We start from the raw sequence: 26782 nt of genomic DNA, 5'->3' as shown, positions 1-26782 counted from the left end.
GGTGCCGTCCTCGCGCCAGCAGCTCGCCGAGCGCGGCCAGCTCACCGACGCGGCCGAGCAGCTGCTCGCCGACCTGCCCTCGATCTGACCCGCTCCGACATGTCGCGCCCGTGGCCCTCGCCGCGGGCGCGATCTGCCGCCCGGCACGCGACCTGATTCACCACGCGAGCGCGAAGCCTTTCCGCGGCGCCCGGCTACGCTGACGCCATGATCGGGTATGCCGAGCGGCGCGACCGGCTCACACCGGACGAGGTCGCCGCCGTGGTCGAGCTGGCACGCGCGGCGGGGGACACTGACGGCGCGTACCCGCTGTCCGAACACACGGTGCTGCACCTGCGGCACGGTGGCGAGGCCCCCGCGGTGCACCTCATCGCCCGCACGCCCGACGGCGAGCTCGCCGGCTACGCCCACGTGGACACCACCGACGCGGTCGACGGACCGTCGGCGGAGCTGGTCGTACACCCGCTGCGCCGCCGGCACGGCCTGGGCCGGGCTCTGGTCAAGGCGGCCATCGAGGCCGCGGCCGAGGCCGACCCGGCGGGCCGGCTGCGGCTGTGGGCGCACGGCGACCACCCGTCGGCCGGCGCGCTGGCGCTGTCGCTGGGCTTCCGCCGGGCCCGGGTGCTGTGGCAGATGCGGCGCTCGCTGTTCGCCGAGGTGCCCCAGCCCGACCTGCCCGAGGGCGTGCTGCTGCGCCCGTTCCGGCCGGGCGAGGACGACGAGGCCTGGCTGGCGCTCAACGCGCGCGCCTTCGCCGACCACCCGGAACAGGGCCGGTGGACCCTGCGCGACCTGCACGTGCGGATGGCCGAGCCGTGGTTCGACCCGGCGGGCTTCCTGCTGGCCGAACGTGACGGGGTGCTGGCCGGGTTCCACTGGACCAAGGTGCACGGCGAGCTGCGCCGCGACGCCGAGGACGCGCACCACCACGACCCGATCGGCGAGGTGTACGTGCTCGGCGTCGACCCGTCGGCGCACGGCTCCGGCCTGGGCCGCGCGCTGACCGCGGCCGGGCTGCGCCACCTGCGGGCCCAGGGCCTCGACCAGGTGATGCTGTACGTCGACGAGTCCAACACCGCCGCGACGGCTCTCTACCAGCGGTTGGGCTTCGCCCGCTGGTCCACCGACGTGCTCTTCCAGCGCGCCTGAACACCCTCTTCCGCAATGCTGTGAGATCCATCACCATCTAAGGGTGTGGTTGCGGCCGTAGCCGCACCTCGGCCACGGCCTGCGGAACACGGCCCGGGTGCGGTCAGCGCCGCGGCCGGCGCGGGCGGCGACGGTGGGAGGCGGCATGGAGCAGGAGTCGCCTGATGTGCTGTCGCAGGAGCCTACGCCGAGCCCGGCGGCACCGGCCGACTTCACCGACTGGGTGGCCCGCCGGCTGCCGCCGCTGGAACACGCCGCACGACAGCTCACCGGCGACGACACGCAGGCCGCCACGCTCGCCCGGGAACTGCTCGGCCTGGTCGCGATGCGCTGGTCGAGGTTGCGCGGCAACGACGCGGAGCACCATGCCCCGCCCGGTGCGGCCGCGGACCGGCTGCTGCAGCGCCTCTTCGCCCGGGAGGTCGCCGACGCCGTACCGCAGCACCGGGTGCGGCTGGACCTGGACCGCACCCCGCCTGCCCGGCGTGGCCGCGTACTGCCCGCGACCGTCGAGGAGGAGGCGGCCGCCCTGTGGCGACGTGGCCGGGCCACCACTCGCCGCCGGTTGCTGATCGCCGGCGCGGTCGGCGCGGTGGCGCTGGGCGCGGCCGGGATCAGAGCACTGGCCGCCGGGCGCGAGGAGGGCCGGCAACCGCTGTCCGCCCTGCCCACCGGCCCGGCCGCGCTCGACGGGGTCGACGAGGTGCCACCCGTGGCGCGGCAGCTCGCGCTGCCCGTGGCGCTGGTCGCGAAACTGCCGAGGGAGCTCGCCCCCGGCGACCCGGCGCGGCTGCCCGCCCTGAGCGCACGGCCGACGCCGCGGGCGCTCGCCGTGCTCGACGCCGCCATGGGCGCGGCCGCCGCCGGGCCGCTGCTGGTGCTCGGCGAGGACGGCGGCTGGCGCCGGGTCGACAAGCTCCCGGTGGAGGCCGCCGCGCTGCTGTCGCCGGGAGCGCTGGCCCCGGACGGTGCACGGCTGGCGGTTGTCACGGCCGACGAACTCTGGGTGGTCGAGTCGGCCGGCGGCCTGGCGCGGCGGCACGACGTCGCGCCGGAGTCGCCCGTGGTCGTCTGGCTCGGGCCGCGGCACCTGCTGGTGGCCGTCGACAAGCTGCTCGACGTCGGCTCCGGCGCGTTGCTGCCGGCGCCGGTGGGCGTACGCGACGCGATCGCGCCCCGCCGCGCCGCCGGGACGGACGCGCCGTCGACGGTGCTGGAACTGCTCTCGGCCGGCGACCCGATCACGGCTCCGCCGCGGGTGCGCAGCTGGGAGTTCGCCGGGCGCGAGCACAGCGAGGGCACGGTCGCGGTGACCGGGCCGGGCGCGGGGCGGCTGGGCCGGTTCCTCGGGCCGGGGTTCGCGGTCGCGGGCGGTGGAGGCCTGGTCGCGCGGATGTGCGAGCCGGTGGGGCTGCCCGTCCGGCCCGGCTGGCGGCCCGCGGAGGCGGTGGCCGTGCTGGATCCCGGGGCGGCCCGGGTGCGTCGGCTGCTGGTGGCGGACGCCGACGTGACCGGGAGCCTGACCTTGCTGGGCTGGCTGGACCGGCGTCGGGTGCTGCTGTGCTGCGGCGTCGCGTCGGGCGCCACGCCGGGGGTGAACCAGCGGTTGCTCGTGTGGGACGTACGCGACGGCAGCCTCGCGCTGGTGGCGACGGTGGCCTCGAACGGCTCGTTGTCGCTGGCAGACCTGGACGGGGCGGTGTGACCGCGTTCACTTCCCGGCCACATCTTGCTGATGGAACCGACACCGGTCCTGTTTTGCCTGTTCACCCTGCGTTCACCTGAGACGGGAGAACCGTCTACCTGCGCCGTGCAATGTCGGGGTCAGGCCGGCGACGGCCGTTATCCCTGACTAGGAAGGCACCCCTGAAGTGAACCGTAACGTGCTCTCTCGGCGCGTGCTTGCGGGCGTCGCGATCGCTGCGCTTGCTCTTGCCGGTTGCTCCTCGAAGGGCGACACCACGACGGACCCCTCCGCCAGCGCCGACGCGTCCGGCGTGGCCGCCCTCTCCGGTGAGCTGAAGGCGTCGGGCGCCAGCTTCCCGAACACCTACTACCAGGAGGTCATCCTCTCCCTGAAGGATGCCGCTCCGAACTTCAAGGTGACCTACAACTCGGTGGGCTCCGGCACCGGCAAGAAGGAGTTCGGCTCCGGCCTGGTCGACTTCGCCGGCACCGACAGCACGGTCAAGGACACCGACGGCGTGCCCGCCGGCTCCTACCTGTACATCCCGACCGTCGCCGCGCCGATCACCGTGTCGTACAACCTCAAGGGCGTCGACAAGCTGCAGCTCAGCCCGGTCACCCTGGCCAAGATCTTCCAGCGTGAGATCAAGACCTGGAACGCGCCGGAGATCGCCGCCGACAACCCGGGCGTGACCCTGCCGGCCACCGCCATCTCCGTGGCGCACCGCTCGGACGGCTCGGGCACCACCAACAACTTCACCAAGTACCTGGTCGCCGCCGCCGGCGCCGCCTGGAAGCTGGGCAGCGGCGACACCGTCGCGTGGCCGGCCGACACCCAGGCCGGTGCCAAGAACACCGGTGTGGCGCAGCTGATCAAGGCCGCCGACGGCGGTATCGGCTACGTCGACCTGAGCGACGCCAAGGACTCCGGTCTGCCGTTCGTCGCGATCAAGAACAAGGACGGCCAGTTCGTGCTCCCGACGCTGGACGGCGCCACCGCGGCGCTCGCCGGTGCCGAGCTCAAGGACGACCTGACCTTCAACCCGCTGAACGCGGCGGGCGCGACCTCCTACCCGATCACGGCGCCGACCTACCTGCTGGTCAAGCCGAAGTACGACGACCCGAAGAAGGCCGAGCTGGTCAAGGGCTTCGTCAAGTACCTGCTCACCGACGGCGCGGCCATCGCGGCCGAGGTCAACTACGCGGTGCTGCCGGCCGACCTGCAGGCCAAGGCCCTCGCCCAGCTGGACAAGGTCAGCTGAAGCTGAGCTGACCTGAGCACCACCCCGGTGCGGCGGGTCCTCCCGGACCCGCCGCACCGGCCTCGCCAGGCCACCCCTCGGAGAAGAGATGACAGTCCTAGACAAATCCGCTCAGCTGACCCGGAAGGACCGCGGCAGGCACGCCGACCGGCTCTTCTGGGCCTTGTGCGTATCCGCGGGCTTCGCGGTGCTGGTGATCCTGGCGTTGATCCTGATCACCATGGTGAAGCAGGCGTACCCGGCCTTCTCCGCCGAGTTCTTCACCAGCTCGACCTGGATCCCGAACGACCCCGACGGGGACGGCCCGGCCAAGCCGGTCTACGGCACGCTCGCCTTCCTGTACGGCACGCTCGTGGTCTCCGCCATCGCCGTCGTCGTCGCGGTCCCCGTCTCGATCGGTATCGCGCTCTTCCTGACCGAGCTGGCCCCGCGCCGCGTCCGCACCGCCATCGTCACCCTCATCGACCTGCTCGCGGCGGTGCCCTCGGTGGTCTTCGGCCTCTGGGGCATCCTCGTCGTCGCGCCGGCCATGACGCCGGTCTACAACTGGCTGCACGAGGTGCTGGGCGGCGTGCCGGTGCTCGGCGCGCTGTTCGGCGAGCCGCGCAGCAGCGGCCGCAGCTTCATGACCGCCGGCCTGATCCTCGCCATCATGATCGTCCCGATCATCACGTCGATCGCGCGCGAGGTCTTTGCGACCGTGCCCGACTCCGACAAGCAAGCGGCCTGGGCGCTCGGCGCCACCCGCTGGGAGATGATCAAGGGTGCGGTGCTGCCGCACAGCTTCGGCGGCGTGGTCGGCGCGGTGATCCTGGGCCTCGGCCGCGCGATGGGCGAGACCATCGCGGTCGCCCTGGTCATCGGCAGCTCGGTGCAGATCGCCGCGAACCTGTTCGAGGGCGGCTACGCGCTGCCGGCCATCATCGTCGACCAGTGGGGCGAGTCCACCGGTGACTTCACCGCCGCCCTGATCGGCATGGGTGTGGTGCTGTTCGTCATCACCGTCGTGGTCAACCTGATCGCCCGGTTCGTCGTACGCCGGGCAGAGATCCGGATGAGGGGAGCGTCGGCATGAGCGAGCCTTGCGAGCGAATCATGATGCAGCGCCATGGCGCCGACGAGCAGAGCGAGGAGAAGGCATGAGTGAGCCTTGCGAGCGAATCATGATGCAGCGCCATGGCGCCGACGAGCAGAGCGAGGAGAAGGCATGACCACGACCGCCACCCGTCCTGCGGCGGCCGCTCCGGTGCCGGCGGACCTGCGCCGCTCCGCGCTGCCGCTGCGCCGCCGCCTGACCGACGGCTTCAGCAAGTCGCTCATGGGCCTGGCGCTGCTGATCGCGCTGATCCCGCTGGGCCTGGTCATCTTCCACGTGGCCAGCCGCGGCCTGGCGCTGATCAGCTGGGAATTCCTCATCGAGGACATCCCGAACTCGGCCCGCCGGGCCGGTGGCGGCATGGGTCCCGCGGTCGCCGGCACGCTGGTCATCACCGGCGCTGCGGCCGCCATGGCGATCCCGCTCGGTGTGCTCGGCGCGATCTACCTCAACGAGTACGGCAAGCAGAACGCGCTGGCGCGGCTCATCCGGACGATGTCCGACGTCATGACGGGCGTGCCCTCGGTCGTCATGGGTCTGTTCATCTACGTCTCGTACGTGCTGGTGGTCAAGGAGCAGTCCGGCTTCGCGGCCGCGCTCGCCCTGGGCTGCCTGATGCTCCCGGTGATCATCCGCAGCTCCGAGGAGATGCTCCGGCTGGTGCCGGACGAGCTGCGCCAGGCCAGCGCCGCGCTCGGCGCCCGGCGCTGGAAGACGACCGTCTCCGTGGTGCTGCCCGCGGCGATCTCCGGCATCGTCAGCGGCGTGATGCTGGCCATCGCGCGCGCGGCGGGCGAGACTGCCCCGGTCGTGCTGGTCGCCGGCACGATCTTCACCTCCAACTGGAGCCTGGACGGGGCCAACACCACCCTGGCCGCGCAGATCTTCAAGAACGCCGGGGAGCCGTTCGTGGCGGCACAGGATCGTGCCTGGGGCGCGGCGCTCACGCTGATGCTGATCGTGCTCGTGTTCACCATCGCCGCCCGCCTGATCTCCAGCCGCTTCGCCATCAAGGAACGTTGAGGATGACCGCCATGAGCACCGACTTCACCCTGTCCACCCTTCTTCCGGGAGCCGTGCCCGCCATGCCCGTCGCGTCCGCACCGCCGGTGATGCAGCTGGAGAACGTCAGCGTCTTCTACGGCAACTACGAGGCTGTCCGCGGCACCACCATGGCGGTCCGTGAGCACCAGATCACCGCGCTCATCGGCCCGTCGGGCTGCGGCAAGAGCACCGTGCTGCGCTCGCTCAACCGGATGAACGACCTGGTGTCGGGTGCCCGGGTGGCCGGGAAGATCACGTTCCACGGCCAGGACCTGTACGCCCCGGACGTCGACCCGATCCAGGTGCGCCGCCGCATCGGCATGGTCTTCCAGAAGCCGAACCCGTTCCCGAAGTCCATCTACGAGAACGTGGCGTACGGCCTGAAGATCAACGGGATCAAGGACAACATGGACGACCGCGTCGAGCAGGCGTTGCGCGGCGCGGCCCTGTGGGACGAGGTCAAGAACAAGCTGAAGACCAGCGGCCTGGCCCTGTCCGGCGGCCAGCAGCAGCGGCTGTGCATCGCGCGGGCGATCGCGGTCAAGCCCGAGGTGATCCTCATGGACGAGCCGTGCTCCGCGCTCGACCCGATCGCCACCGGCAAGATCGAGGACCTGATGCACGACCTGGCGGGCACGTACACCATCGTGATCGTGACCCACAACATGCAGCAGGCCGCCCGCGTCAGCCACCACACCGCGTTCTTCACCGCGGAGCTCGACGAGGCCGGCGTCCGCCACGGCCGCCTGGTCGAGTTCAACGACACCGGCCGCATCTTCACCAACCCCGCCGACAAGCGCACCGAGGACTACATCACCGGCCGCTTCGGCTGACCCGCCCACGGTCTCCCCACGGCCCACCGCCCGGCGCCCGCGGCCCCCACGGCAACTTTTAAAGACTTGCGGCCTCAGGAATTCCTGAGGCCGCAAGTCTTTAAAAGTCGCGCCAGGTGAGGGCGGCGGCCCTGGGCGGGGTCAGAGGGTGGGCATGTAGGGGCTGGTGACGTCGCGGTGGGTGGTGAGCATGTCCGGCACCGTGGGGTATGCGGAGAGTTCGCGCAGCGTGACCAGGGTGGGTGGGAGCATGGGCAGGTCGCCGGACTCGTGTTCGGCGATCGCCTCCTCGGGCGTCAGCCAGCGGGCCCGGTCGGCCTCGAACTCCGGCAGCGCGGCGTCCTGGCCGTCGGGCATGGCGGCCAGGAAGAACCAGGTGTCGAAGCGGCGCGGCTCGAACACCGGGGTCAGCCAGCGGTGCCACGGCGTCAGCGCGGCCGGCAGCAGGGTCACCCCGGTCTCCTCCTCGATCTCGCGTACCGCCGCGTCGGCCGGGGTCTCACCCGGCTCCAGCGAGCCGCCGGGGAATGCCCACATGCCGCCGAACGCCATCGCCCGCATCCGCCGGATCAGGAAGATCGTGCGGTCGGGGCGGATCAGCACCACGGTCGACGCCTCGCGGGGCGTCGCGGGCTCGGCGCCGGACTCGGCGAACTCGCGGGCCAGCGTCTCGAACCGGGCCCGTTGCTCGGGCGGCAGCAGGTCGAACGGGTTACTCGACATGGACCAGCACCGCCTGTCCCTGCCCGACACCGATGCAGGCCGCCGCGATGCCGTAGCCGCCGCCCTGGCGGCGCAGGGTGTGGCACAGGTCGACGACGACCCGGGGCGCGGACGCGCCGAGCGGGTGGCCGTACGCGATCGCGCCGCCGTCGACGTTGACCAGCTCGGGGTCGATCTCCGGCAGCTCGTGCAGGCAGCTGAGGACCATCGCGGCGAACGCCTCGTTCAGCTCCCAGGCGGCGATGTCGCCGAAGCCGAGCTTCGCCTTGGCCAGCAGCGCCCGGATCGCGGGGACCGGGCCGGTGGAGAAGCGCTCCGGCGAGACACCTGCGACGGTGCTGGCCACGATGCGGCCCAGCGGCTGTACGCCGAGGCGCTCGACGGCGGCGGCGGAGCCGATCAGGGTCGCCGCGGCGCCGTCGTTGACGGGCGAGGAGTTGCCCGCGGTGACCGTGCCGTCCGGGGTGAACGCGGGGCGGAGCTTGGCCAGCGCGGCGGCGCTGGTGTCGGGGCGCACCGACTCGTCGCGGGTCACCCCGGCGACCTCGACCACCCGGTCGTCGAAGCGGCCCTGCGCCCAGGCGGCGGCCGCGCGCTGCTGGGAGCGCAGCGCCCAGGCGTCCTGCGCCTCGCGGCCGATGCCGAACTCGTGCGCCACCTGCTGGGCGGCCACGCCCAGCGGCACGGTCCACGCGTCGGGCATCAGCGGGTTGACCATGCGCCAGCCGAGCTGCGTGTTCCACAGCTTCGCCTCGCCGGGGAAGGCCGTGTCGGGCTTGGCCAGCACGAACGGGGCGCGGCTCATGCTCTCCACACCACCTGCGACGACCAGGTCGTTGTCGCCCGCGCGGACCGCCCGGGAGGCCTGCACGATCGCCTCGGCGCCCGCCGCGCAGAGCCGGTTGACGGTCACCCCGGGCACGGTCATGGGCAGGCCCGCCAGCAGCGCCGCCATGCGGGCCACGTTGCGGTTGTCCTCGCCGGCTCCGTTGGCGTCGCCGAGGATGACGTCCTCGATCAGCGCCGGGTCCAGTTCAGGATGCCGCTTGAGCAGCGCGACCAGGGGCGCGGCCGCGAGGTCGTCGGTGCGTACGCCGGACAGCCCGCCCTTGTGGCGGCCGAACGGGGTGCGGACCGCGTCGATGAGAAACGCCTGCGAGGTCATGCTCCGCAGGCTACGTCAACTGAGGGATCGTTCAGTAACCCAGGTTCGTGAAGCCGAGGTACGCGCGCAGCTTCTCGGTGTGCGCCGACGAGGGCTGGGTGGCTCCGTCGATCGCCCGCAGCTCGGCGACGCCGCGCACGCTGGACAGCAGCCACACGCCGTCGGCCGCGGCCAGCTCGGCCGGGGTCACCATGCGCTCGGCGGCGGTCCAGCCGAGGTCACCGGCGTTGTCGAGCAGGTGCCGGGCGGTCGTCCCGGGCAGGATGCCGGTGGTCTCCACGGGCACCGTGTACAGCGTGTCCCCGCTCAGCCAGACCAGCGTCGAGGTGGGGCCCTCCAGCACGTAGCCGTCCGCGGACACCCACAGCGCGTCGTCGGCCCCCTGGGCGAGGGCCCAGCGCTGCGAGGCCATGTTGATCGCGTACGACAGCGACTTCACGCCGCCCAGCAGCCACGGAGCCGAGGTGCGCGCGTCGGCCGGGTAGCCCAGCGAGATCGTGGTGACGGTGATGCCGTCGCGCCGGGCGGCCAGCGTGGCCGCGCCGATCGGGTTCACGGTGGCGAAGCAGGTCACCGGGCCGCCGGTGGCGGCGGTCGCCTCCGCGCCACGGGTGCAGACCAGCCGCAACGCGCCCTCGGCCTCGGCCGGCCACTGGGCGCAGGCCGCCGCGGCCAGCTCGCGCAGCGCGTCCTCGGCGGGCAGGGCCAGCTCCATCCGGGCGGCCGAGCGGGCCATCCGGGCCAGGTGCTCGCCGATCAGCCACGGCTGCACGCCGCCACGCCCGTCGGGCCGCACGTGCATGGTCTCGAAGACCCCGTCGCCGCGCAGCACGCCGAGATCGTCGGCACGGAGCACGGGAGTGTCGGCCGGCACCACGCCGAGGCCCTGGACCACGAGAACAGGCTGCACCACGGCCGGAATGCTACGCCGCCGCACGGCCGCTCCCGCGACGGCCTTGATCGTTCGAGCGCGCTCAAGCGCCGAACTATGATCGGACGATGCCCGAACAAGGCTCCGCCGAGCTGGCCGAACTCCTCCGGGACCGCGGCCTGCGGCTCACCCCCCAGCGGCAACTGGTGCTCGACGCCGTGCGCCAGCTCGTCCACGCGACCCCGGAACAGGTGCACGCGGCGGTGTGCGAGGTGGCCTCCGGAGTCAACATCACCACCGTGTACCGGACCCTGGAGCTCCTGGAGGAGCTCGGGCTGGTGACCCACGTGCACCTGTCGCACGGCGCGCCGACCTACCACGACGCGGCGGTCGTGCAGCACGTGCACCTGGTGTGCCGCAGCTGCGACACGGTCACCGAGCTGGAGCAGAGCGAGCTGGCCCCGCTCGCCGAGCGGCTGCTGACGCAGCGCGGCTTCCGGATGGACATCGGGCACGTGGCCTTGTTCGGACTCTGCGGGAGCTGTGCGTGATGGGTACGACCGTGCTGGTGGGTCACTTCGACCCGGACTCCGCCGACGCCGCCGTCCCGGCGCACCACGGCGACCCGAACCGTGAGCAGCGCACCCTGCTCACCGCGGCCGGGCTGGTGGACCGCTCGCACCGCGGCGTGCTGGCGCTGACCGGCCCCGAGCGGCTGAGCTTCCTGCACAACCTCACCTCGCAGCACCTGACCGCGCTCGCCGACGGCCAGGGCACCCGCACGCTGGTGCTGTCCCCGCACGGCCACATCGAGCACGAGCTGTGGGTCTCCGAGCTCGACGGCACGCTCTGGGTGGACGTCGAACCCGGCACCGTGGACGACCTGGTGACCTTCCTGACCCGGATGCGCTTCTTCACCCAGGTTGAGATCAAACCCGCCGACCTGGTCGTACACAGCCTGGTCGGCCCGGGGGCCCTCGCCGCCGCCGCGAAACTCGGCGTCGCCGTGCCCGCCGAGCCGGACGTGCTGGAGGTGCCGGGGCCGAAGTTCGCCACCGGCGCGGTGCCGCCGCGACCGACGACGGTGTACGCCTTGGCCCCGCTGCCCGGCGGCGGTTTCGTGCGCCGCCACACGCTCGGCGACCTCCCGGTGCTGGACCTGCTGCTGCCCGCCGAGACCGCCGCCGCGACGCTGGCCGCCCTGGAGCTGCCGTCCGCGGGGCTGTGGGCGTACGAAGCCGTGCGGGCGGCCGCGAAGCAGGCCCGGGTGGGGGTGGACACCGATCACCGGACGCTGCCGTCGGAGGTGGACCTGACCGCCGCCGCGGTGCACCTGGAGAAGGGCTGCTACCGGGGTCAGGAGACGGTGGCCCGGGTGCACCACCTCGGCAAGCCGCCGCGCGCGCTGCGCCTGCTGCACCTGGACGGCATCGCCACCGACGAGCTTCCGGCGCGTGGCACCGAGATCACGGCGAACGGCCGTACCGTCGGATTCATCGGCACCGCGGCCCGGCATGCGGAACTCGGACCGATCGCGCTCGCGGTCCTCAAGCGCAATATTTCCGGCGACACCCCCCTCATCGCGGGAGAATCTACGGCCTCTATCGACCCTGACTAGAAATATGACAGGATGCGCGCATGACGAACGGCACTCTGATCACCGTCGCGCCCACCGGCGCGGAATCCGCCAAGGCTGACGTCCCCGCCCTGCCGGTGACGCTCGACGAGCTGGTCGCGACCGCGAAGGAGTGCGAGGCCGTCGGCGCGAGCGTGATCCACGTGCACATCCGCGACGAGGCCGCCAAGCCGAGCCTGGACCCGGTCCGGCTGCGCGAGACCGTCGCCGCGCTGCGTTCGAGCACCGACCTGATCGTGCAGCTGTCCAGTGGCGGCTCGGTGCACGACCCGGAGTCCGCCCGGCTGGCCGTGCTCGACGCCGGCCCGGACATGGCCAGCTGCACCATGGGCACCGTCAACTTCGGCGACGACGTGTTCATGAACCGCTGGGAGTTCATCGTCGACCTGCACACCCGCATGCAGGAGCGCGGCGTCGTGCCCGAGTACGAGATCTTCGACCTCGGCCACCTGTGGGCCCTGCAGCGCCTGCTCGACAAGTACGGCCTCCCGTCCGGCGGCCACGTGCACGTCGACCTCGTGATGGGCGTGCCCGGCGGCATGCCCGGCACCGCCGCCGCGCTCGTCGCCTGCCAGCAGGCCCTGCGCGACCTGCCCGAAGGCACCACGTTCTCGGCCACCGGCATCGGCCGGTTCACGCTGCCGGTGCTGCTCACCTCGCTCGGCTCGGGCGGCCACCTGCGCGTCGGCATGGAGGACACGGTCACCTACGCCAAGGGCCAGCCGGTCGAGTCCAACGCCCAGCTGGTCGCCCGCGCGTCCGCATTCGCCCGGTTGGCGCAGCGGCCCCCGCTGACGCCGGGTGAGGCACGCAACCTCCTGGGGATCCCGCCGCGCTGAAATGTGAAACCCCGGTAGCGTTCCTTACCATGGGCAAGGTTTACGAGGGCGGCGTGCCGCTCGTCGAGGTGGAGCGCAGCGGGTTCGTCGAGGGCTGGCACCGCGGGTCGGTGATCGTACTGGACGCGGCCGGAAACCCGGTCGCGGCCGCCGGTGACGTCACCGGGCCGATCTTCGCGCGCTCGTCCAACAAGCCCATGCAGGCCATCGGCATGCTGCGGGCCGGGCTGCGCCTGGCCGACCCGGCCGACCTGGCGCTGGTCGCCGCCAGCCACTACGGCGAGGACTTCCACGTCTCCCGGGTACGCGCCCTGCTGCGCAGCGGCGGGCTCACCGAAGCCGCCCTGCGCTGCCCGCCCGACCTGCCCCTGGACGACGCCGCGAAGATCGCCAGCGGCGGCACCCCGCAGCGGGTCTACATGAACTGCTCCGGCAAGCACTCCGGCATGCTGCTCACCTGCCGCGCCGCCGGCTGGGCCGTGGAGGACTACTTCCAGCCCGATCACCCGCTGCAGCACCGCCTCAACGAGACCATCGAGGAGTTCGCGGGCGAGTCCGCGGCGGCGATGGGCGTCGACGGGTGCGGGGCGCCGGTGCTCGCGCTGTCGCTGACCGGGCTGGCCACCGCGTTCCGCCGGATCGCCGAGGGCGTGCCCGGGTCGCTGGAGCGCTCGGTCGCCGACGCGATGCGGGCGTACCCGGAGCTGGTCAGCGGCACCAACCGCGAGGACGCCCAGCTCATGCGTGCCGTTCCCGGCCTGGTCAGCAAGGTCGGCGCCGAGGGCGTGTGGGCCGCGGCCGTACCCGGCAAGGGCGCGGTAGCCATCAAGATCGATGACGGTGCCGCCCGCGGCCGCGGCCCCATCATGATCACCGCCCTGCGCCGCCTCGGCATCCCCGTCGACGTCCCCACCCTCACCGAACCCGCCCTCCTCGGCGGCGGCCGCCGCGTAGGCGCCCTCCACCCCCTCTGGTAGCCCACTCCACCGCCACGGCCGCCGCCACCGCCTCAGCGCGCCGCGCTTCACCGCACTGCGCATCACCGCACTGCGCCGCGCCCCACTGCACTGCGCCGCGCCTAATCGCGCCGCGCCGTGCTGCGCTGATCATGAAGTTTTGGCGGCGACACGCCGGTGACCGTGCCATAAGTTCATGATCAACGTGGTTGTGGCGCGAAGGGCTGGGCTGGGGTGGGTCGGGAATGGGGGGTTTGTGGCGTGGCGTAGGTCGCTAGCGGGTAGTTAGCAATATGCTTGCTGTTGCTAGCGGTCGTGGGTAGCTTGGTGGGCGTGCAGAGTCCCGACATCGGCGCCTTCATCAAGGACTTGCGGGAGAACGCCCGCATCTCCCTGCGGCAGCTGGCCGAGCAGGCCAACATCAGCAATCCGTACCTGAGCCAGATCGAACGCGGGTTGCGCAAGCCGTCCGCCGAGGTGCTGGCGCAGCTGGCTGCGGCGCTGCGGGTCTCCACCCCGGCCATGTACCTCAAGGCCGGGCTGCTCGGCTCTGACGACCACCAGGGCGTGCCGACCGCGATCGCGGCCGACCCGCTGCTGACGGTCGCGCAGAAACAGTCACTCACGCAGATCTACGAGACGTTCGTACGCGAGAACGCGCGCGCCGAAGAGGCCGCCACCCCGGAGCCCGTCCCCGCGGCGGCCCCGGTGGAGCCGACCGTCGCCACGGCGAAGAAGCCGGCGGTCAAGAAGGCGGTCAAGAAGGCCGTGCGCCAGCAGGCACAGGAGGAACAGTGACCATGACCCAGACGTCGAGCAAGTCCGGCAAGTCCGACGAGCGCACCTACCCGAGCGCGTTCTACGCCGCCGCGGGCGTGGGCGACATCGCGTACGAGCAGCTGCGCAAGCTGCCCGAGCTGGCCGACAAGCTGCGCGACAAGGCCGCGGAGCTCGCCGACCAGGCCGCCAAGACCGACATGCCGCAGTGGAAGGCCAAGGCCAACGAGTACGGCGCCTTCGCCACCAGCAAGGCCGCCGAGTTGACCTCGAAGGTCGACGCGGCGCAGATCCGCGACAGCATCGTCTCGGGTACGCAGACCGCGGCGGAGAAGGCGACGAAGTTCTACGACTCGCTGGTCGCCCGTGGCGAGCAGGCGTTCACGGAGCAGCCCGCGACGCCGGGCTTCGACGCCAAGCCCGAGACCAAGTCCGCGCCCACGGCGGAGGCGAAGGCCGAGGCCAAGACGGGGGAGGACGTGCCGCCGGCCGCCAAGCCCGCCGCGAAGAAGCCGCCGCGCGCGGCGAAGTGACCCCGCGCTCTCGTCGCGGCGCGCCGATCGATCGGTCGGCACGCCGCGACGAGACGTATCCGGCGTCGTCACCGCTGGGATGCCGGGCTCGATGGTTCTAAGCTGTGAGCCATGGCTGCGATCGTTATCAAGGGCTGGATCGACTTCATCCTGTGGATCTTCATCCTGGGAATCCTGCTCTGGGCTTTCGCCGACTGCGTCATCCGGCGCAAGGAGGCGTTCCCCGCGATCGGCACCATGCCCAAGGCCGGTTGGCTGCTCGTGATGGTGCTGCTGGTCGTGCTGACGTTCTTCACCGGTGTCAACTTCTTCGCGTTCATCGGTGCCGGCGTCGCCGCGTACTACCTGCTGGATCTGCGCCGCGGCCTGCGCGAGGCCGCCGAGGGACCCTGGTGATTCGGTGATCAACGATCTGCGCTGGCCGCCCCCGCCGGACGGATTCCCCCGACGCCTCGGCAAGCCGCGCAACTCCGCCCCCAACACCGGCCGCCCCGCCCCGCCCGCGCTGCCCACCGAGATCGTCGACACCCCGCACGGCGTGCAGCTGGAGCGGCTCAGCACCGGTGTCGGCGAGCCGGTCACCGTGTTCGCGCACGGGCTCGGCCACGGCATCGCCGAGACCCGGCCGCTGGGCAGCGCCGTCGCCGGCAAGCGGGTCTTCTTCCAGTTCCGCGGCCACGGCGAGTCCAGCTCGCCACGGGGTGCCTGGGACTACGGTGATCTGGCCCGCGACCTGCGCGCCATCGCCGACATGGCGGGCGCCACCCGGGCCCTGGGGGTGAGCCTGGGCGCGGGCGCGCTGTGCCGGCTGCTGGCCGAGACGCCCGACCGGTTCGAGAAGGTGGTGCTGTTCCTGCCGGCGGTGCTCGACCGGCCGCGGCCCGAGGCGGCCCGCCGCCGGCTGGTCAACCTGCTGGAGGCGATCAGCAGCGGTGACCTGCCGACCGTGGCCAACGCCGTGGTCGAGGAGATCCCGCCGTCGGCCCGCAACGGGGCTTCCGGCTGGGCGTACGTGCGCCAGCGCCTCAACACGCTGATGAACACCGGCCTGAGCAGCGGCCTGCTCACCCTGCCCGACCAGGTGCCCGTGCCGGACGTCAACCTGCTCCGCGACGTGAGCGCCCACGTGCTGGTCATCGGCTGCATCGGCGACGACCTGCACCCGGCGTCGGTCGCCGAGGAGCTGGCGGGCGTGCTGCCGGAGGCGACCCTGCACATCTACAACCGGCCGTCGGTGCTCTGGCACGAGCGGGCCGACCTGCGGGAGCGGATCTCCGGTTTCCTGAACGGCTGACCGCCGCGTCGCGGTCCGCCCGCACGGCCGACCCCTACGACTTCCCACCGGCGTCCACTAGGCTCCCCGTTCGTGGCAGGACGAGCGGTCTCAGAGTTCTTCTTCGGCGTACGGCTGCTCCTGCGGGGTATCGGGCGCTACGTCCGCAGCCCGCGGCTGATCCTGCTGGGGCTGATCCCCGCTGTGCTCAGCCTGCTGCTGTTCGCCGGGCTGTTCACACTGCTGTTCTTCTACGTCGACGAGTTGTCGGCCGAGGTCACCTGGTTCGCCGACGACTGGGCGCAGGGCCTGCGCGACTCGGTGCGCCTGCTCGCCGGGATCGCCCTGGTCGGGGTGAGCGGGCTGGTCGCGATCCTGTCGTACACGGCGGTGACGCTGCTGATCGGCGACCCGTTCTACGAGGCGATCGGCGCGGCGGTCGAGGAGGACTTCGGCGGCGTGCCCGACGCGGTCGACCTGCCCTGGCACCAGGAGCTGCGGCGCAGCATCTTCGACGCGCTGCGGCTGCTGGCGGTGTCCGTGATGATCGCGATCCCGCTGTTCGCCGGCGGTTTCATCCCGGTGGTCGGCCAGACGGTGATCCCGGTGCTGGGCGCGTTCGTCGGCGGCTGGTTCCTGGCGCTGGAGATGGTCGCGGTCGCCTTCAACCGGCGCGGGCTGCGGCTGCCCGACCGCCGGGTGGCGCTGCGCAGGCACCGGGCCAGCGCGTTGGGCTTCGGCGTCGCGGTGTTCTGCTGCTTCCTGATCCCGCTCGGCGCGGTGCTGATCATGCCCGCCGCGGTCGCCGGCGGCACGCTGCTCGCCCGGCGCTCCCTCGGCCTGTCGATCGAGCAGTAGCCCATGTCCAGCCGAGCCCTCCCCGACAGCCCCACGTCCGCTGCCTCACCGGCTGACGCTCCCGAGAGCCCGAGCCCGAGCCCGAGCCCGAGCCCGAGCCCGAGCCCGAGCCCGAGGCCGCGCGGTGCCACGCCCGGCCCGCTCCCGGCCGGCGCTCAGCGCAGCCCGGGAGGCGGGTCCGCGACCTGGCGGCCGGTCGCGATCATCGCGCTGCTGTTCGCCGTCACCGCCGAGTCGCTGCGCGCCTGCGGGCCGCTGCTCGACCAAGTGGCCGGGCCGGTCGGCATCGTCAACGCGGCGCTGATCGCGGTTGCGATCTTCACCGTGCCGGGACTGCTGCTGAAGGTGCGAGTCGGCACCGGCAGGATGCCGTTCCTCTCGATCACGGTCGGGTTGCTGGCGGTGGTGCGGGTCGGCGGGGGTGAGCCGTACCTGGAGCCGACGCTGCTCGTGGTCGCGCTCGGGGCCGTGCTCGCGATGGTCGCGCTCGCCGGGGCGGTGCGCCGGCTCGGCGACCCGGTGACGGTGACGGTCGGCCTGCTGGCCGGTGGGGCGCTCGACCTGGCGGTGCGGTCGGTCTCGGTGACCTGGGACGGGCTGTGGCACCGCGGCGACCTCACCGGGGTGCTGGTGCCAACCATGATCCTTGGTGCGCTGGCGCTGCTGTGCCTGCCGCGCACGCCCGAGGTCGCGCCGGAGGCCGGCGGGCGCACCTGGGCGCTGGGCGGATACCTCGCGCTGTGGACCACGACCCTGGGCAACGCGGCCTTCGCCGCGTCGCAGTCGGGGGTCGCGCTGCAGCTGTGCCTCGCGGCCCTGATCGGGGTGCTGCTGGTCGCGATCGAGCTGGTACGCCGGCTGACGCTGCGCGGCGGCACGAACGCCATCCCCGAGCCCGACCACTGGATCGCGGGCTCGGCGGCGCTCGCCGGGATGGCCGGCGGCCTCGCCCTGGCCTGGTGGGGCGCCGGACCATGGGTGCTGCTCGGCATCGCGCTGACGCAGCTGTCCGCAGCCGTCGCCGTCGCGCGGGCGACCGCGGCCCCCGGCAACCGGGGCGACTGGGCGTACGGCCTGGTCTGGGTCCTGCCTGTGCTGCTGTTCCAGGTGCACTACGACATGCCGCTGCCGTTCGACAACCGGTGGCTGCTCATCGCGCTCGCGGTCGCCGTCGGGCTCGCCGCGATGGGCCGGCGGCCGCTCCACCCGGGCGGCTGGCGCGTCGACCTGCGCGGGCTCGTGGCCCGACCGGCCCTGGTCACCGGGGTCGCCGCGCTCCTGCTGGCGGTACCGGCGCTGATGCACGTCACTCGACCTGCCGCCGCCACGGCCGAGGCGAGCGCCACGGGCCTGCGAGTGCTGAGCTGGAACGTCAAGTACGGCCGGGACGACGCCACCGGTCAGGCGGACCCGCACCAGCTTGCCGCGGCGATCCGGGCCGCGGCTGCGGACGTGGTCGTGCTGCAGGAGGTCAGCCGGGGCTGGGCGATCGGCGGCGGCGTGGATGTGGCCGAGTACCTGTCGCGCGAGCTGGGCATGCCGTTCACGTGGTCACCGGCCGCGGACGGGCAGTTCGGCAACCTGCTGCTGACCCGGCTGCCGGTCAGCTCGGTGCGCACCGGGCGGCTGCCGTACGGGCAGGGGCCGATGTGGCGGTCGTACCTGAAAGCGACGCTGACCCTGCACGGCGGCCGCACCCTCGACGTGGTCACCGCGCACCTGACCCACCGCAAGCCGAACACGCCGACCCGGCTGGCGCAGATCGACGGGCTGCTCGCGCAGGTCGACCCGGCCGCCCCGACGCTGATCGCGGGCGACTTCAACTTCTGGCCGAGCTGGCCCGAGCAGCGCTCGTTCACCAGCGCGGGCTGGGTGTCCGCGCAGGACGTCACCGGCCACGGCGCGGCCTGGACCTCCCCGACCGACCGGCCGACGAACCGCGTGGACTGGGTGTTCGGCTCCCCGCAGGTCGCCTTCACCGACTTCGCCGTTCTCACTCAGATCACCGCCAGCGACCACTTCCCGGTCCTGACCGCCCTCACCCTTCGCTGACCCGCCCACGACGGGCCGCGCCGCAGGTCACGGTCTGTTCGACGTTAAGAGAGGCACCTTCTACAACGCGGAGCGTTGTGAAGGTGCCCTTCCTTCTCAGGTCGTGCCGCGGATGACGAGTTCGGTGGGGAGGATGACGCTGTCGGCGATGGACTCGCCGGCGGCGAGGCGGAGCAGCTGGCGGGCCATCTCGCGGCCCTGGCCGACGATGGGCTGGCGGACCGTGCTCAGCGGGGGCTCGGTGTAGCGGGCCAGGGCGATGTCGTCGAAGCCGATCACGGCGACGTCGTCGGGGACGCGTCGACCGGCTGCCTGCAGCGCTTGGAGGGCGCCGTGGGCCATCAGGTCGGAGGCGACGAAGACGGCGTCGAGGTCGGGGTCGTCCTCCAGGAGCTGGCGCATCGCGACAGCGCCCGAGTCGCGGGTGAAGTCGCCGACGGCCACGATCGAGCGCCGATCGGAGCCGCGCAGCTCTTCCCGGTAGCCGGTGAGCCGGTCGATGCCGGCGACCATGTCCTGCGGGCCGGCGATCGTCGCGATCCGGGTCCGGCCGGTCTCCAGCAGGTGGCGTACCGCCATCCGGCCGCCGTTGACGTTGTCGACCTCCACGTACGGCACGCGCACCGGCCCGAGCGGGCGGCCGCCGCACAGCACCGGGATGCCCATCCGGGCCAGCGTGCCGGGCAGCGGGTCGGCGCCGTGCATCGAGGCGATGAGCACGCCGTCGATGTGCCGGGCCAGCGCGTACCGCTCGATGCGGTCGTGGCTGGCCTGCGAGCCCGCCACCATCAGCACGAGCTGCTTGTCCGCGGAGTCCAGCTCCTGGCTGACGCCGCGGATGATGCCGGGGAAGAACTGGTCGTCGGAGAACACCCGGGACGGGCTCTCCGGCAGGATCAGCGCGAACGAGTCGGTGCGCTGGGTGACCAGGCTGCGTGCGGCCTGGTTGGGCACGTACCCCAGCTCGTCGATGGCGCGGCGCACCGCGGTGCGGATCGACTCGGCGACGGTGGGGGAGTCGTTGACGACGCGCGACACGGTGGCCCGGGACACCCCGGCCCGCTGCGCGACCTGTTCGAGGGTCGGCCGGGGCATCGGTGCGCTCAGCCGGTGCGCAGGCAGGCCAGCAGCGACTCGTCGCCGCTCACCTCGAGCGTGTCGAAGCCGATCCGGCCCCACAGGGCGAGCATCAGGTCACTGGCCGGGCCGGACGCGTGCACGCGGGTGTCCGGGCCTTCCGCGTCGAGCAGGGTGTCCGTGTCGAGCAGGGCGATGCCCTCCCCGCGCAGCCGGACGAACCACTCCTGGCCCTCCTCGGGGGCGGTGAGCTGGACGACGCCGTACCGGTCGGTGGGGCCCTTGCGGCGGCCCGCGGGCAGCCAGCTGTCCAGCACCTCGGTGATGCCGTCGACGGCCAGCCGGTCGTCGAGCGGCTCGGCCAGGCCCTGCGCCATCTGCATGTCCCAGCGGTGCACGGCGGTCTCGTGCGCCATCCGGCGGTGCCAGAAGTCGGCCGTCTTCGCCTGCGGGGCCCAGTTCCAGGCGGGCATGTGCGGGTCGAGCGCGTCGAGCAGCTCCAGCAGGCTCTTGCACTCCTCGTCGAACCAGGTCAGCGACTCGTCCGCGCCCGGGTAGTCGTGCCGCCGGGCGGCCGGGTCGGGCGCGCTGGTGATCCCGCGGCTGGCGAAGCTGCGCACCCACCGGTACACCCCGCCCAGGTGGTGCACGAGGTTCAGCACGGTCCAGTCCGGACAGGTGGGCACGATCGCGGTCAGTTCGGCCTCGCCCGCCACGGCCCGGAACGCGGCCGCGTCGGCACGCAGCGAGTCCAGCCAGAGTTCCTTGCTGCCGTGAGCTCTCATGGCCTCGTCCTCATCGCGTCTTCCCCACCTGGTCATTCGGGATCAGTGGCGGCACTAGTGTGGTGACGTGTCTGACAATAGTCCCGCCCGCCACGCGCTCGCCGACCTGACCACCCTAGGGCTCGGAGGCCCGGCCGGGCGGCTGGTCACGGCCGAGTCCGCGGACGACATCGTGTCGGCCGTACAGGAGGCCGCCCGCGCCGACGAGCCGCTGCTGGTCCTCGGCGGGGGCAGCAACGTCGTCATCGGCGACGTCGGCTTCCCCGGCACCGTGCTGCTGATCCGGTCCTCCGGGGTCGAGGTGACCGCAGAGCACGGCGACGCCGTGTCGGTACGCGTCGCCGCAGGTCATCCGTGGGACGACTGTGTCGCCCAGACGGTCGCCGACGGCCTGGCCGGGGTGGAGTGCCTGGCCGGCATCCCGGGGGCGGCCGGCGCCACGCCGATCCAGAACGTCGGCGCGTACGGCCAGGACGTGTCGCAGACGATCGAGTCGGTGACGGTGTACGACCGCACCGAGGGCGAGATCGACGTGTTCACCCCGGCCGACTGCCGCTTCGAGTACCGGAACAGCCTGTTCAGGTACAGCGACCGCTGGGTCGTCCTCGACGTCACGTTCCGGCTGCGCCGCGACCCGCTGTCCGGCCCGGTGGGACACGCCGAGCTGGCCCGCCTGCTCGGGGTCGGGGAGAACGACCGGGTGCCGGCGGCGGCCGCCCGCGAGGCCGTGCTGGAGCTGCGTCGCGGCAGGGGCATGGTGCTCGACCCGGGTGATCCGGACACCGACTCGGCCGGCCCGTTCTTCGCCAACCCGGTGCTGAGCGCCGCGGCGTACACGGAGCTGCGCCGGCGGGCCGACGGCGCGGAACCGCCGGCCTGGCCGGGTGCGGACGGGGTGATGAAGGTGAGTGCGGCGTGGCTGGTCGAGCGGGCCGGGTTCGCCCCCGGGTATACGCGCGGGCCGGTCGCGATCTCGTCCAAGCACATCCTCGCGCTGACGCACCCGGGCGGCGGCACCACCGGGGAGCTTCTGGAACTCGCCGCGGAGATCCGGGACGGCGTGCACGAGCGGTTCGGGGTCACCCTGCGCCCGGAGCCGGTCCTGGTCGGCTGCGAGCTCTGAGGTCAGCCGTGCGGGCGGCGCCGGCCGCCCGCCAGCCACCCGAGGCCGCCGCACACCGTGAACAGCACGAGCAGGCGGATCAGGTCGTCGCGGTTCACTCCGCGGACCGCCTGGCCAGCACGAACGCCACGACCAGCATGATGATGCCGAGCAGCAGCAGCCCGACGCCGAGCAGGAACGGCGGGCTGGCGCGTACGGTGAGCTGCTGGCCGTGCGCCAGCATGGCGGGAAACTCCCCGATAAGGTTCATAACGGACGTAACGACCGGCGGGCTCGGAAGGGATCATCGCTCCCACGCATGCCGCACCACCGGTCCGGCGCTCGGGCAGGTCAGCGGGTCGGCCAGGTGAGGGTGACCTCGCCGAGCCGCCAGCGGGCCGGGCGATCCAGGACCGGCCAGCCTGCCGCCTTGAGCCGGGACACCGCGTCCAGCCAGCGCTGGCGCGGGCCGAAGACGGCCAGCGGGGCGGCGTGCCGCCAGGCCTCGTCGAGCGTACGCAGCAGGTCGTACACCGGCTCGCCCGGCACGTTGCGGTGGATCAGCGCCTTGGGCAGGCGCTCGGCGAACGTCGCCGGGGACTCCAGGGTGGACAGCTTCGCCGCCAGCGTCAGCGTGGCCGGGGTGGCCGCGCCCGCGGGCAGCGCCGCCCAGCTGCCGAGGCGGCCCAGCTCGTCACAGGTGCCCTCGATCAGCCAGCCGCCCGGGGCCAGGTTGCCGGTGATCGTGGTCCAGGCGGCGGGCACGGCGCTCTCGTCGTACTGCCGCAGCACGTTGAAGGCCCGGACCACGACGGGCCGCAGCCCGGCCAGCTCGAACCCGCCCCGCGCGAACGTCAGCCCCGGCGGGTCCGCGGCCACCTGTGCCGCCGCGACCCGCGCCGGATCGATCTCCAACCCGGCCACCCGGACCCCCGGCCGCACCTTCGCCAGCCGCGCCCGCAACTCCACCGCCGTGATCGGCGTAGCCCCGTAACCGAGGTCGACGACCAGCGGATCGGCCGCCTCAACCAGCGCGCGACCACACCACCAGGCGATCCACCGGTCCACCCGCCGCAGCCGGTTCGGATTGGTGGTCCCCCGCGTGATCTCCCCCTGCGGCTTCACCGCCCGCACCCCTCCCCTCCGCGTTGATCATGAAGTTATGCCGGCGACACGCCGTCCAACCGTGCCATAAGTTCATGATCAACCCGGAACGGCGGCCGGGGGCTAGACGCCGACGCGGTGGACCTTGTGTTGGGCGGCTTGGGCGAGGGGGCGGACGACCATGCGGTCGATGTTGACGTGGTGGGGGAGTTCGGCGCACCAGGTGACGCATTCGGCGATGTCGTCGGCGGTGAGGGGCTCGGCGACGCCGGCGTAGACGGAGGCGGCGCGGGCGGCGTCGCCGCCGAAGCGGTTGAGGGCGAACTCGTCGGTCTTGACCATGCCCGGGTCGATCTCGACGACGCGGACCGGGTCGCCGCACAGCTCCAGGCGCAGGGTCTCGACCAGGGCGGTCTGGGCATGCTTGGCCGCCGCGTAACCGCCGCCACCCTCGTACACGATGAGGCCGGCGGTGGAGCTGATGGTGACCACGGTGCCCGCGCCGGAGGCGATCAGGGCCGGGAGCAGGGCCTTGGTCAGGCGCAGCGTGCCCAGCACGTTCACGTCGTACATCGCCTGCCAGTCGGCGACGCTCGCGGTGGCCACCGGGTCCGCGCCGACCGCGCCGCCGGCGTTGTTGACCAGCAGGTCCACCCGCTCCACCGTCGCCGCGTACTGCGCGACCGCGTAGTCGTCGGTTACGTCGCAGGTCACGGCGGTGCCGTTGATCTCCTTGGCGAGCGCCTCGACGCGCTCGGTGCGGCGGGCGAGGGCGTGCACGTGGTAGCCCGCGGCGGCCAGGCGCCGGGCGGTGGCGGCGCCGATGCCGCTGGACGCCCCGGAGACGACGGCGATCTTCTGGTACGACATGAGCAGCATCCTAAGCGGCGTGACGTCCCATCATCCGGGCTGCGACGCTCATCACGCCCGGATCGGGAAGACACCCGGCCCAGCCGATGTTGATCGACCTGTGAGCTCTCGTTCCCTCCCCCAGGGGCTGCCCAGGCGGATCGCCACGCTCTCCGTGCACACGTCACCGCTGCACCAACCGGGCACCGGCGACGCGGGCGGGATGAACGTGTACATCGTCGAGGTCTCCAAACGCCTGGCCAAGGCCGGGATCGAGATCGAGGTGTTCACCCGGACCACCGGCGGCGACCTGCCTCCGCGCGCGGAACTCGCGCCCGGGGTGACCGTCCGGCACATCAGCGCCGGCCCGTACGAGGGCCTGGCCAAGGAGGACCTGCCCGCGCAGCTGTGCGCGTTCACGCACGGCGTGCTCGGCATCGAGGCGGCCCGCCCGCCCGGCCACTACGACCTGCTGGCCTCCCACTACTGGCTGTCCGGCCAGGTCGGCTGGCTGGCCAAGGACCGCTGGGGCGTGCCGCTGGTGCACACCGCGCACACCCTCGCCAAGGTCAAGAACTTGCAGCTGGCCGAGGGCGACCGGGCCGAGCCGATGGGCCGCGTCGTCGGGGAGGAGCAGGTCGTCGAGCAGTCCGACCGGCTCGTCGCGAACACCCCGACCGAGGCCCGCGAGCTGATCGACCTCTACCACGCGCCGCTGGAACGCGTCGCCGTGGTCGCGCCCGGCGTCGACCTGGAGCGCTTCCGCCCCGGCGACCGGCTCGCCGCCCGCGCCCGCCTCGGCCTGCCGCCGCACGCCAAGATCGTTGCCTTCGTCGGCCGCATCCAGCCCCTGAAGGCCCCCGACGTGCTGATCCGGGCACTTGCCGAGCTGCGCGACCCCGACGCGATCGCGCTGGTCGTCGGCGGCCCCAGCGGCTCCGGCCTGGACCGGCCGACCTCGCTGATCGAGCTGGCCGACTCGCTGGGCGTACGCGACCGGGTGCGCTTCCTGCCGCCGCAGGCCGGGGACCGGCTCGCCGACGTGTACCGGGCCGCCGACCTGGTCGCCGTGCCGTCGCACAACGAGTCGTTCGGGCTGGTCGCGCTGGAAGCCCAGGCCTGCGGCACACCCGTCGTCGCGGCCGCCGTCGGCGGTCTGGTCACCGCGGTACGCGACGAGGTCAGCGGCGTGCTGGTCGACGGGCACGCCGCCGCCGACTGGGCCCGGGTGCTCGACCGGCTGCTCGCCGAGCCCGGCCGCCGCGACGAGTTGGCCCTGGGCGCGGTCAAGCACGCGTACGACTTCTCCTGGGACCACACGACCGCCCGGCTGCTCGACGTCTATCGTGAGGCGATGACCGAGCACCGGTCCCGCCGGCAGCTCGAACTCGCCGGCTGCGCCCGGTGGTGACCCGCTAGGAGCCTCATGACCACGGTCGCCGAGGCCTGCGCGCTGATCGAGCAGGCCTGCGCCGAGCTGCCCCTGGACCGCACCGGCCCCCACTCGTACGTGGTGACCCTGCCCGGCACGCACAAGCTCAAGACGAACGTGAACCTGATCGTCGGCGAGCACGCGCTGCGCATCGAGGCGTTCGTGGTGCGCCAGCCCGACGAGAACCGCGAGGCCGTCTGGGCCTGGCTGCTGCGCCGCAACGCGAAGCTGTACGGGGTCGCGTTCACCGTCGACGCCGTCGGCGACGTGTACCTGACCGGCCGGCTGCCGCTGGCCGCGGTCACCCCGCAGGAGCTGGACCGGCTGCTCGGCGCGGTGCTCGCCGCAGCCGACGAGTCCTTCGACACCCTGCTGGAGCTGGGCTTCAGCACTGCGATCAAGCGCGAGTGGCGCTGGCGGATCAGCCGCGGCGAACCCACCGACAACCTGCGCGCCTTCCGCCACCTCATGGACGAGCCGGCCGCACCCGCCGAGGAGTCCGTCCTCGACACCGGCACCGACGTGCTGCCGGAGCCGGGCCGCGACAACCCGGCCGGCGCGGACGCGGACCACCGGGCGTGAGCCGGTCCCGTGCGAGCCGGACCGCACGCCGAGCAGACGCGTTCGGCCTGCTGGCCGGAGTAGCCCTCGACGCCGCGTTCGGCGACCCGCGACGGCTGCACCCGGTCGCCGGGTTCGGCGACTTCGCGAAGGTCGTGGAGCGGTACACGTACGCCGACTCGCGGCGGGCCGGGGCCGTGTTCACCACGCTGGCCGTGGGCGTGCCGGTGGCGGCGGCGGTGCTGGCGCACCGGGCCACCCGGCAGCGGCCGGTGCTGCGGGGCGTGCTGATGGCGGCCGGGACCTGGGCCGTGCTCGGCGGGCGCAGCCTGCGCCGCGAGGGCGGGCTGATGGCCGGGGCGCTGGAACGCGGCGACCTGCCCGCGGCCCGCGCCCGCCTGTCCCATCTGTGCGGCCGCGACCCGTCCACGCTGGACGAGCCGGAACTGGCCCGCGCGACGGTCGAGTCGATCGCGGAGAACTCCTCGGACGCGGAGGTCGCACCGCTGGTCTGGGGCGCGCTGGCCGGGCTCCCCGGCCTGGTCGGCTACCGGGCGGTCAACACACTGGACGCGATGGTCGGGCACCGGTCGGCGCGGTACGCCCGCTTCGGCACGGCCTCGGCCCGCCTCGACGACGCCGCGAACCTGCTCCCGTCCCGCCTCACCGCCGCGCTGGCCGTGGCCGCCGCGCCGCTGGTCGCCGGTTCCCCGGCCCGCACCGCCCGCGTCTGGCGTCGTGACGGCCGCGCTCACCCCAGCCCCAACTCCGGCCAGTGCGAGTCAGCCTTCGCCGGCGCGCTCGGCGTACGCCTCGGCGGCACCAACGTCTACTTCGGCCGCTCCGAGACCCGCCCGTACCTCGGCTCCGGCCCCGGGCCCCGCTCCCGCGACATCCGCCGCGCCGCCACCCTCTCCGCCGCCGTAGGCCTGGCCACCGCCACCCTCGCCGCCCTCACCCGCTTCGGGCGAAGGAAGGGCACCTTCTTAACGGAATCCGTAGAGGAAGGGCACCTTCTTAACGGTCGAGGTGGCTTGAGCAGCGGGTTCGGTTCCCGGTTGGGGTTGCGGGAAGGTGGGCGGTTGCGGGCGGGGGTGCGGTTGCGGGCGGGGTCGGCGG

Annotated in this window: 27 protein-coding genes and 1 pseudogene; 20 read left to right on the top strand and 8 right to left on the bottom strand. The window is 72.9% G+C overall.

Translation table 11 applies throughout. From position 1 onward, the window contains the following. Nucleotides 1–207: 207 nt before the first annotated feature. The 6 genes from mshD (at nt 208) to pstB (ending at nt 7070) form a co-directional block, all read left to right on the top strand. Complete coding sequence (gene mshD, locus Cco03nite_RS09995) at nt 208–1149, top strand: mycothiol synthase (protein WP_203691454.1); 942 nt, start codon at nt 208–210, stop codon at nt 1147–1149. 145 nt (nt 1150–1294) lie between these two features. Then, the gene (locus Cco03nite_RS09990) at nt 1295–2854 is read left to right on the top strand and encodes a hypothetical protein (RefSeq protein ID WP_203691452.1); all 1560 of its coding nucleotides are present in this window, start codon (nt 1295–1297) and stop codon (nt 2852–2854) included. A 292-nt stretch (nt 2855–3146) separates the two neighbouring features. Beyond that, entirely contained in the window at nt 3147–4097 is a 951-nt protein-coding gene (gene pstS, locus Cco03nite_RS09985) for a phosphate ABC transporter substrate-binding protein PstS (protein ID WP_239167261.1), read from the top strand. A gap of 88 nt (nt 4098–4185) precedes the next feature. Then, a complete protein-coding gene (gene pstC / locus Cco03nite_RS09980; protein ID WP_203691448.1) occupies nt 4186–5172 on the top strand; it encodes a phosphate ABC transporter permease subunit PstC in 987 nt (328 codons plus the stop codon). 132 nt (nt 5173–5304) lie between these two features. Then, nucleotides 5305–6216, top strand: a complete 912-nt coding sequence (pstA, locus tag Cco03nite_RS09975) for a phosphate ABC transporter permease PstA (RefSeq protein WP_203691446.1) — start codon at nt 5305–5307, stop codon at nt 6214–6216. 62 nt (nt 6217–6278) lie between these two features. After that, nucleotides 6279–7070 (top strand): phosphate ABC transporter ATP-binding protein PstB, encoded by a 792-nt coding sequence (gene pstB, locus Cco03nite_RS09970; RefSeq protein WP_239167263.1) that lies wholly within the window; start codon nt 6279–6281, stop codon nt 7068–7070. Nucleotides 7071–7211: 141 nt separating this feature from the next. Here pstB and Cco03nite_RS09965 read toward each other — a convergent pair whose 3' ends face one another. Genes Cco03nite_RS09965 through Cco03nite_RS09955 form a run of 3 tightly spaced genes read right to left on the bottom strand, consistent with a single transcriptional unit; the run spans nt 7212 to nt 9871 of the window. Continuing rightward, nucleotides 7212–7793, bottom strand: a complete 582-nt coding sequence (locus Cco03nite_RS09965; RefSeq protein WP_203691442.1) for an NUDIX hydrolase — start codon at nt 7791–7793, stop codon at nt 7212–7214. After that, a complete protein-coding gene (locus Cco03nite_RS09960; protein ID WP_203691440.1) occupies nt 7783–8958 on the bottom strand; it encodes a thiolase family protein in 1176 nt (391 codons plus the stop codon). Before Cco03nite_RS09960 ends, Cco03nite_RS09965 begins: the two co-directional genes overlap by 11 nt. A 31-nt stretch (nt 8959–8989) precedes the next feature. After that, the gene (locus Cco03nite_RS09955; protein ID WP_239167260.1) at nt 8990–9871 is read right to left on the bottom strand and encodes an aminotransferase class IV; all 882 of its coding nucleotides are present in this window, start codon (nt 9869–9871) and stop codon (nt 8990–8992) included. Nucleotides 9872–9957: 86 nt separating this feature from the next. On the opposite strand from Cco03nite_RS09955, the gene Cco03nite_RS09950 reads away from it, so the two are divergent. The 10 genes from Cco03nite_RS09950 (at nt 9958) to Cco03nite_RS09905 (ending at nt 18753) form a co-directional block, all read left to right on the top strand. After that, the gene (locus Cco03nite_RS09950; RefSeq protein ID WP_203691438.1) at nt 9958–10380 is read left to right on the top strand and encodes a Fur family transcriptional regulator; all 423 of its coding nucleotides are present in this window, start codon (nt 9958–9960) and stop codon (nt 10378–10380) included. Then, nucleotides 10380–11447 carry a CAF17-like 4Fe-4S cluster assembly/insertion protein YgfZ gene (gene ygfZ / locus Cco03nite_RS09945; RefSeq protein ID WP_203691436.1) on the top strand — a complete coding sequence of 356 codons (1068 nt, stop codon included), beginning with the start codon at nt 10380–10382 and terminating at the stop codon, nt 11445–11447. Before Cco03nite_RS09950 ends, ygfZ begins: the two co-directional genes overlap by 1 nt. Nucleotides 11448–11467: 20 nt before the next feature. Beyond that, entirely contained in the window at nt 11468–12304 is an 837-nt protein-coding gene (locus Cco03nite_RS09940; RefSeq protein ID WP_203691434.1) for a beta-keto acid cleavage family enzyme, read from the top strand. Between the two features lie 29 nt (nt 12305–12333). Next, a complete protein-coding gene (locus Cco03nite_RS09935; protein WP_203691432.1) occupies nt 12334–13281 on the top strand; it encodes an asparaginase in 948 nt (315 codons plus the stop codon). 303 nt (nt 13282–13584) lie between these two features. Next, nucleotides 13585–14058: a helix-turn-helix domain-containing protein gene (locus tag Cco03nite_RS09930; protein ID WP_373314224.1), complete on the top strand. Its 474-nt coding sequence runs from the start codon at nt 13585–13587 to the stop codon at nt 14056–14058. 2 nt (nt 14059–14060) lie between these two features. After that, complete coding sequence (locus Cco03nite_RS09925) at nt 14061–14570, top strand: hypothetical protein (protein ID WP_203691428.1); 510 nt, start codon at nt 14061–14063, stop codon at nt 14568–14570. A 111-nt stretch (nt 14571–14681) separates the two neighbouring features. After that, nucleotides 14682–14966, top strand: coding sequence for a DUF2516 family protein (locus Cco03nite_RS09920; protein WP_203691427.1), 285 nt, complete (start codon nt 14682–14684; stop codon nt 14964–14966). Nucleotides 14967–14973: 7 nt separating this feature from the next. Then, nucleotides 14974–15864 (top strand): alpha/beta fold hydrolase, encoded by an 891-nt coding sequence (locus Cco03nite_RS09915; protein WP_203691469.1) that lies wholly within the window; start codon nt 14974–14976, stop codon nt 15862–15864. Between the two features lie 72 nt (nt 15865–15936). Next, nucleotides 15937–16701, top strand: a complete 765-nt coding sequence (locus Cco03nite_RS09910; RefSeq protein ID WP_203691425.1) for an EI24 domain-containing protein — start codon at nt 15937–15939, stop codon at nt 16699–16701. A gap of 3 nt (nt 16702–16704) precedes the next feature. Then, nucleotides 16705–18753, top strand: a complete 2049-nt coding sequence (locus tag Cco03nite_RS09905; protein ID WP_203691417.1) for an endonuclease/exonuclease/phosphatase family protein — start codon at nt 16705–16707, stop codon at nt 18751–18753. A 96-nt stretch (nt 18754–18849) separates the two neighbouring features. On the opposite strand, the gene Cco03nite_RS09900 is transcribed toward Cco03nite_RS09905, so the two are convergent. Next, nucleotides 18850–19848, bottom strand: coding sequence for a LacI family DNA-binding transcriptional regulator (locus tag Cco03nite_RS09900; protein WP_203691410.1), 999 nt, complete (start codon nt 19846–19848; stop codon nt 18850–18852). 8 nt (nt 19849–19856) lie between these two features. Further along, on the bottom strand, nt 19857–20615 hold the full coding sequence (locus tag Cco03nite_RS09895) for a maleylpyruvate isomerase family mycothiol-dependent enzyme (protein WP_203691408.1): 759 nt from the start codon (nt 20613–20615) through the stop codon (nt 19857–19859). A gap of 67 nt (nt 20616–20682) precedes the next feature. Here Cco03nite_RS09895 and Cco03nite_RS09890 point away from each other — a divergent pair, with 67 nt between their 5' ends. After that, on the top strand, nt 20683–21738 hold the full coding sequence (locus Cco03nite_RS09890; protein WP_203691406.1) for a UDP-N-acetylmuramate dehydrogenase: 1056 nt from the start codon (nt 20683–20685) through the stop codon (nt 21736–21738). Nucleotides 21739–21832: 94 nt separating this feature from the next. Here the strand turns inward: Cco03nite_RS09890 and Cco03nite_RS42795 are convergent, their stop codons facing one another. From Cco03nite_RS42795 to Cco03nite_RS09880, 3 genes are all read right to left on the bottom strand, one after another. Beyond that, the gene (locus Cco03nite_RS42795; RefSeq protein WP_275412022.1) at nt 21833–21961 is read right to left on the bottom strand and encodes a hypothetical protein; all 129 of its coding nucleotides are present in this window, start codon (nt 21959–21961) and stop codon (nt 21833–21835) included. 107 nt (nt 21962–22068) lie between these two features. After that, the gene (locus tag Cco03nite_RS09885; protein ID WP_203691404.1) at nt 22069–22851 is read right to left on the bottom strand and encodes a class I SAM-dependent methyltransferase; all 783 of its coding nucleotides are present in this window, start codon (nt 22849–22851) and stop codon (nt 22069–22071) included. A gap of 93 nt (nt 22852–22944) precedes the next feature. Beyond that, on the bottom strand, nt 22945–23691 hold the full coding sequence (locus Cco03nite_RS09880; protein WP_203691402.1) for an SDR family NAD(P)-dependent oxidoreductase: 747 nt from the start codon (nt 23689–23691) through the stop codon (nt 22945–22947). A 100-nt stretch (nt 23692–23791) separates the two neighbouring features. Here Cco03nite_RS09880 and mshA point away from each other — a divergent pair, with 100 nt between their 5' ends. From mshA to Cco03nite_RS09865, 3 genes and pseudogenes are all read left to right on the top strand, one after another. Further along, nucleotides 23792–25081 carry a D-inositol-3-phosphate glycosyltransferase gene (mshA, locus tag Cco03nite_RS09875; RefSeq protein WP_239167259.1) on the top strand — a complete coding sequence of 430 codons (1290 nt, stop codon included), beginning with the start codon at nt 23792–23794 and terminating at the stop codon, nt 25079–25081. A 15-nt stretch (nt 25082–25096) separates the two neighbouring features. After that, entirely contained in the window at nt 25097–25684 is a 588-nt protein-coding gene (locus Cco03nite_RS09870; RefSeq protein ID WP_203691398.1) for a type III secretion system chaperone family protein, read from the top strand. Beyond that, nucleotides 25681–26619 (top strand): annotated as a pseudogene (locus Cco03nite_RS09865) (cobalamin biosynthesis protein); the annotation flags it as partial. The gene Cco03nite_RS09870 and the pseudogene Cco03nite_RS09865, both read left to right, overlap by 4 nt. Nucleotides 26620–26782: the final 163 nt, after the last annotated feature.

The sequence above is a fragment of the Catellatospora coxensis genome (assembly GCF_016862635.1).
Classification (GTDB): Bacteria; Actinomycetota; Actinomycetes; order Mycobacteriales; family Micromonosporaceae; genus Catellatospora; species Catellatospora coxensis.
Note: the sequence above shows the minus strand (reverse complement) of the source record. Positions and strands in the feature narration are given on the sequence as shown.

Bases quoted from the DNA above. Each gene is read 5' to 3' on its own strand.
- mshD (WP_203691454.1), top strand. From the start codon at position 208: ATGATCGGGTATGCCGAGCGGCGCGACCGGCTCACACCGGACGAGGTC.
- Cco03nite_RS09990 (WP_203691452.1), top strand. From the start codon at position 1,295: ATGGAGCAGGAGTCGCCTGATGTGCTGTCGCAGGAGCCTACGCCGAGC.
- pstC (WP_203691448.1), top strand. From the start codon at position 4,186: ATGACAGTCCTAGACAAATCCGCTCAGCTGACCCGGAAGGACCGCGGC.
- pstA (WP_203691446.1), top strand. From the start codon at position 5,305: ATGACCACGACCGCCACCCGTCCTGCGGCGGCCGCTCCGGTGCCGGCG.
- pstB (WP_239167263.1), top strand. From the start codon at position 6,279: ATGCCCGTCGCGTCCGCACCGCCGGTGATGCAGCTGGAGAACGTCAGC.
- Cco03nite_RS09965 (WP_203691442.1), bottom strand. From the start codon at position 7,793: ATGTCGAGTAACCCGTTCGACCTGCTGCCGCCCGAGCAACGGGCCCGG.
- Cco03nite_RS09960 (WP_203691440.1), bottom strand. From the start codon at position 8,958: ATGACCTCGCAGGCGTTTCTCATCGACGCGGTCCGCACCCCGTTCGGC.
- Cco03nite_RS09950 (WP_203691438.1), top strand. From the start codon at position 9,958: ATGCCCGAACAAGGCTCCGCCGAGCTGGCCGAACTCCTCCGGGACCGC.
- ygfZ (WP_203691436.1), top strand. From the start codon at position 10,380: ATGGGTACGACCGTGCTGGTGGGTCACTTCGACCCGGACTCCGCCGAC.
- Cco03nite_RS09940 (WP_203691434.1), top strand. From the start codon at position 11,468: ATGACGAACGGCACTCTGATCACCGTCGCGCCCACCGGCGCGGAATCC.
- Cco03nite_RS09935 (WP_203691432.1), top strand. From the start codon at position 12,334: ATGGGCAAGGTTTACGAGGGCGGCGTGCCGCTCGTCGAGGTGGAGCGC.
- Cco03nite_RS09925 (WP_203691428.1), top strand. From the start codon at position 14,061: ATGACCCAGACGTCGAGCAAGTCCGGCAAGTCCGACGAGCGCACCTAC.
- Cco03nite_RS09920 (WP_203691427.1), top strand. From the start codon at position 14,682: ATGGCTGCGATCGTTATCAAGGGCTGGATCGACTTCATCCTGTGGATC.
- Cco03nite_RS09905 (WP_203691417.1), top strand. From the start codon at position 16,705: ATGTCCAGCCGAGCCCTCCCCGACAGCCCCACGTCCGCTGCCTCACCG.
- Cco03nite_RS09900 (WP_203691410.1), bottom strand. From the start codon at position 19,848: ATGCCCCGGCCGACCCTCGAACAGGTCGCGCAGCGGGCCGGGGTGTCC.
- Cco03nite_RS09895 (WP_203691408.1), bottom strand. From the start codon at position 20,615: ATGAGAGCTCACGGCAGCAAGGAACTCTGGCTGGACTCGCTGCGTGCC.
- Cco03nite_RS42795 (WP_275412022.1), bottom strand. From the start codon at position 21,961: ATGCTGGCGCACGGCCAGCAGCTCACCGTACGCGCCAGCCCGCCGTTC.
- Cco03nite_RS09880 (WP_203691402.1), bottom strand. From the start codon at position 23,691: ATGTCGTACCAGAAGATCGCCGTCGTCTCCGGGGCGTCCAGCGGCATC.
- Cco03nite_RS09870 (WP_203691398.1), top strand. From the start codon at position 25,097: ATGACCACGGTCGCCGAGGCCTGCGCGCTGATCGAGCAGGCCTGCGCC.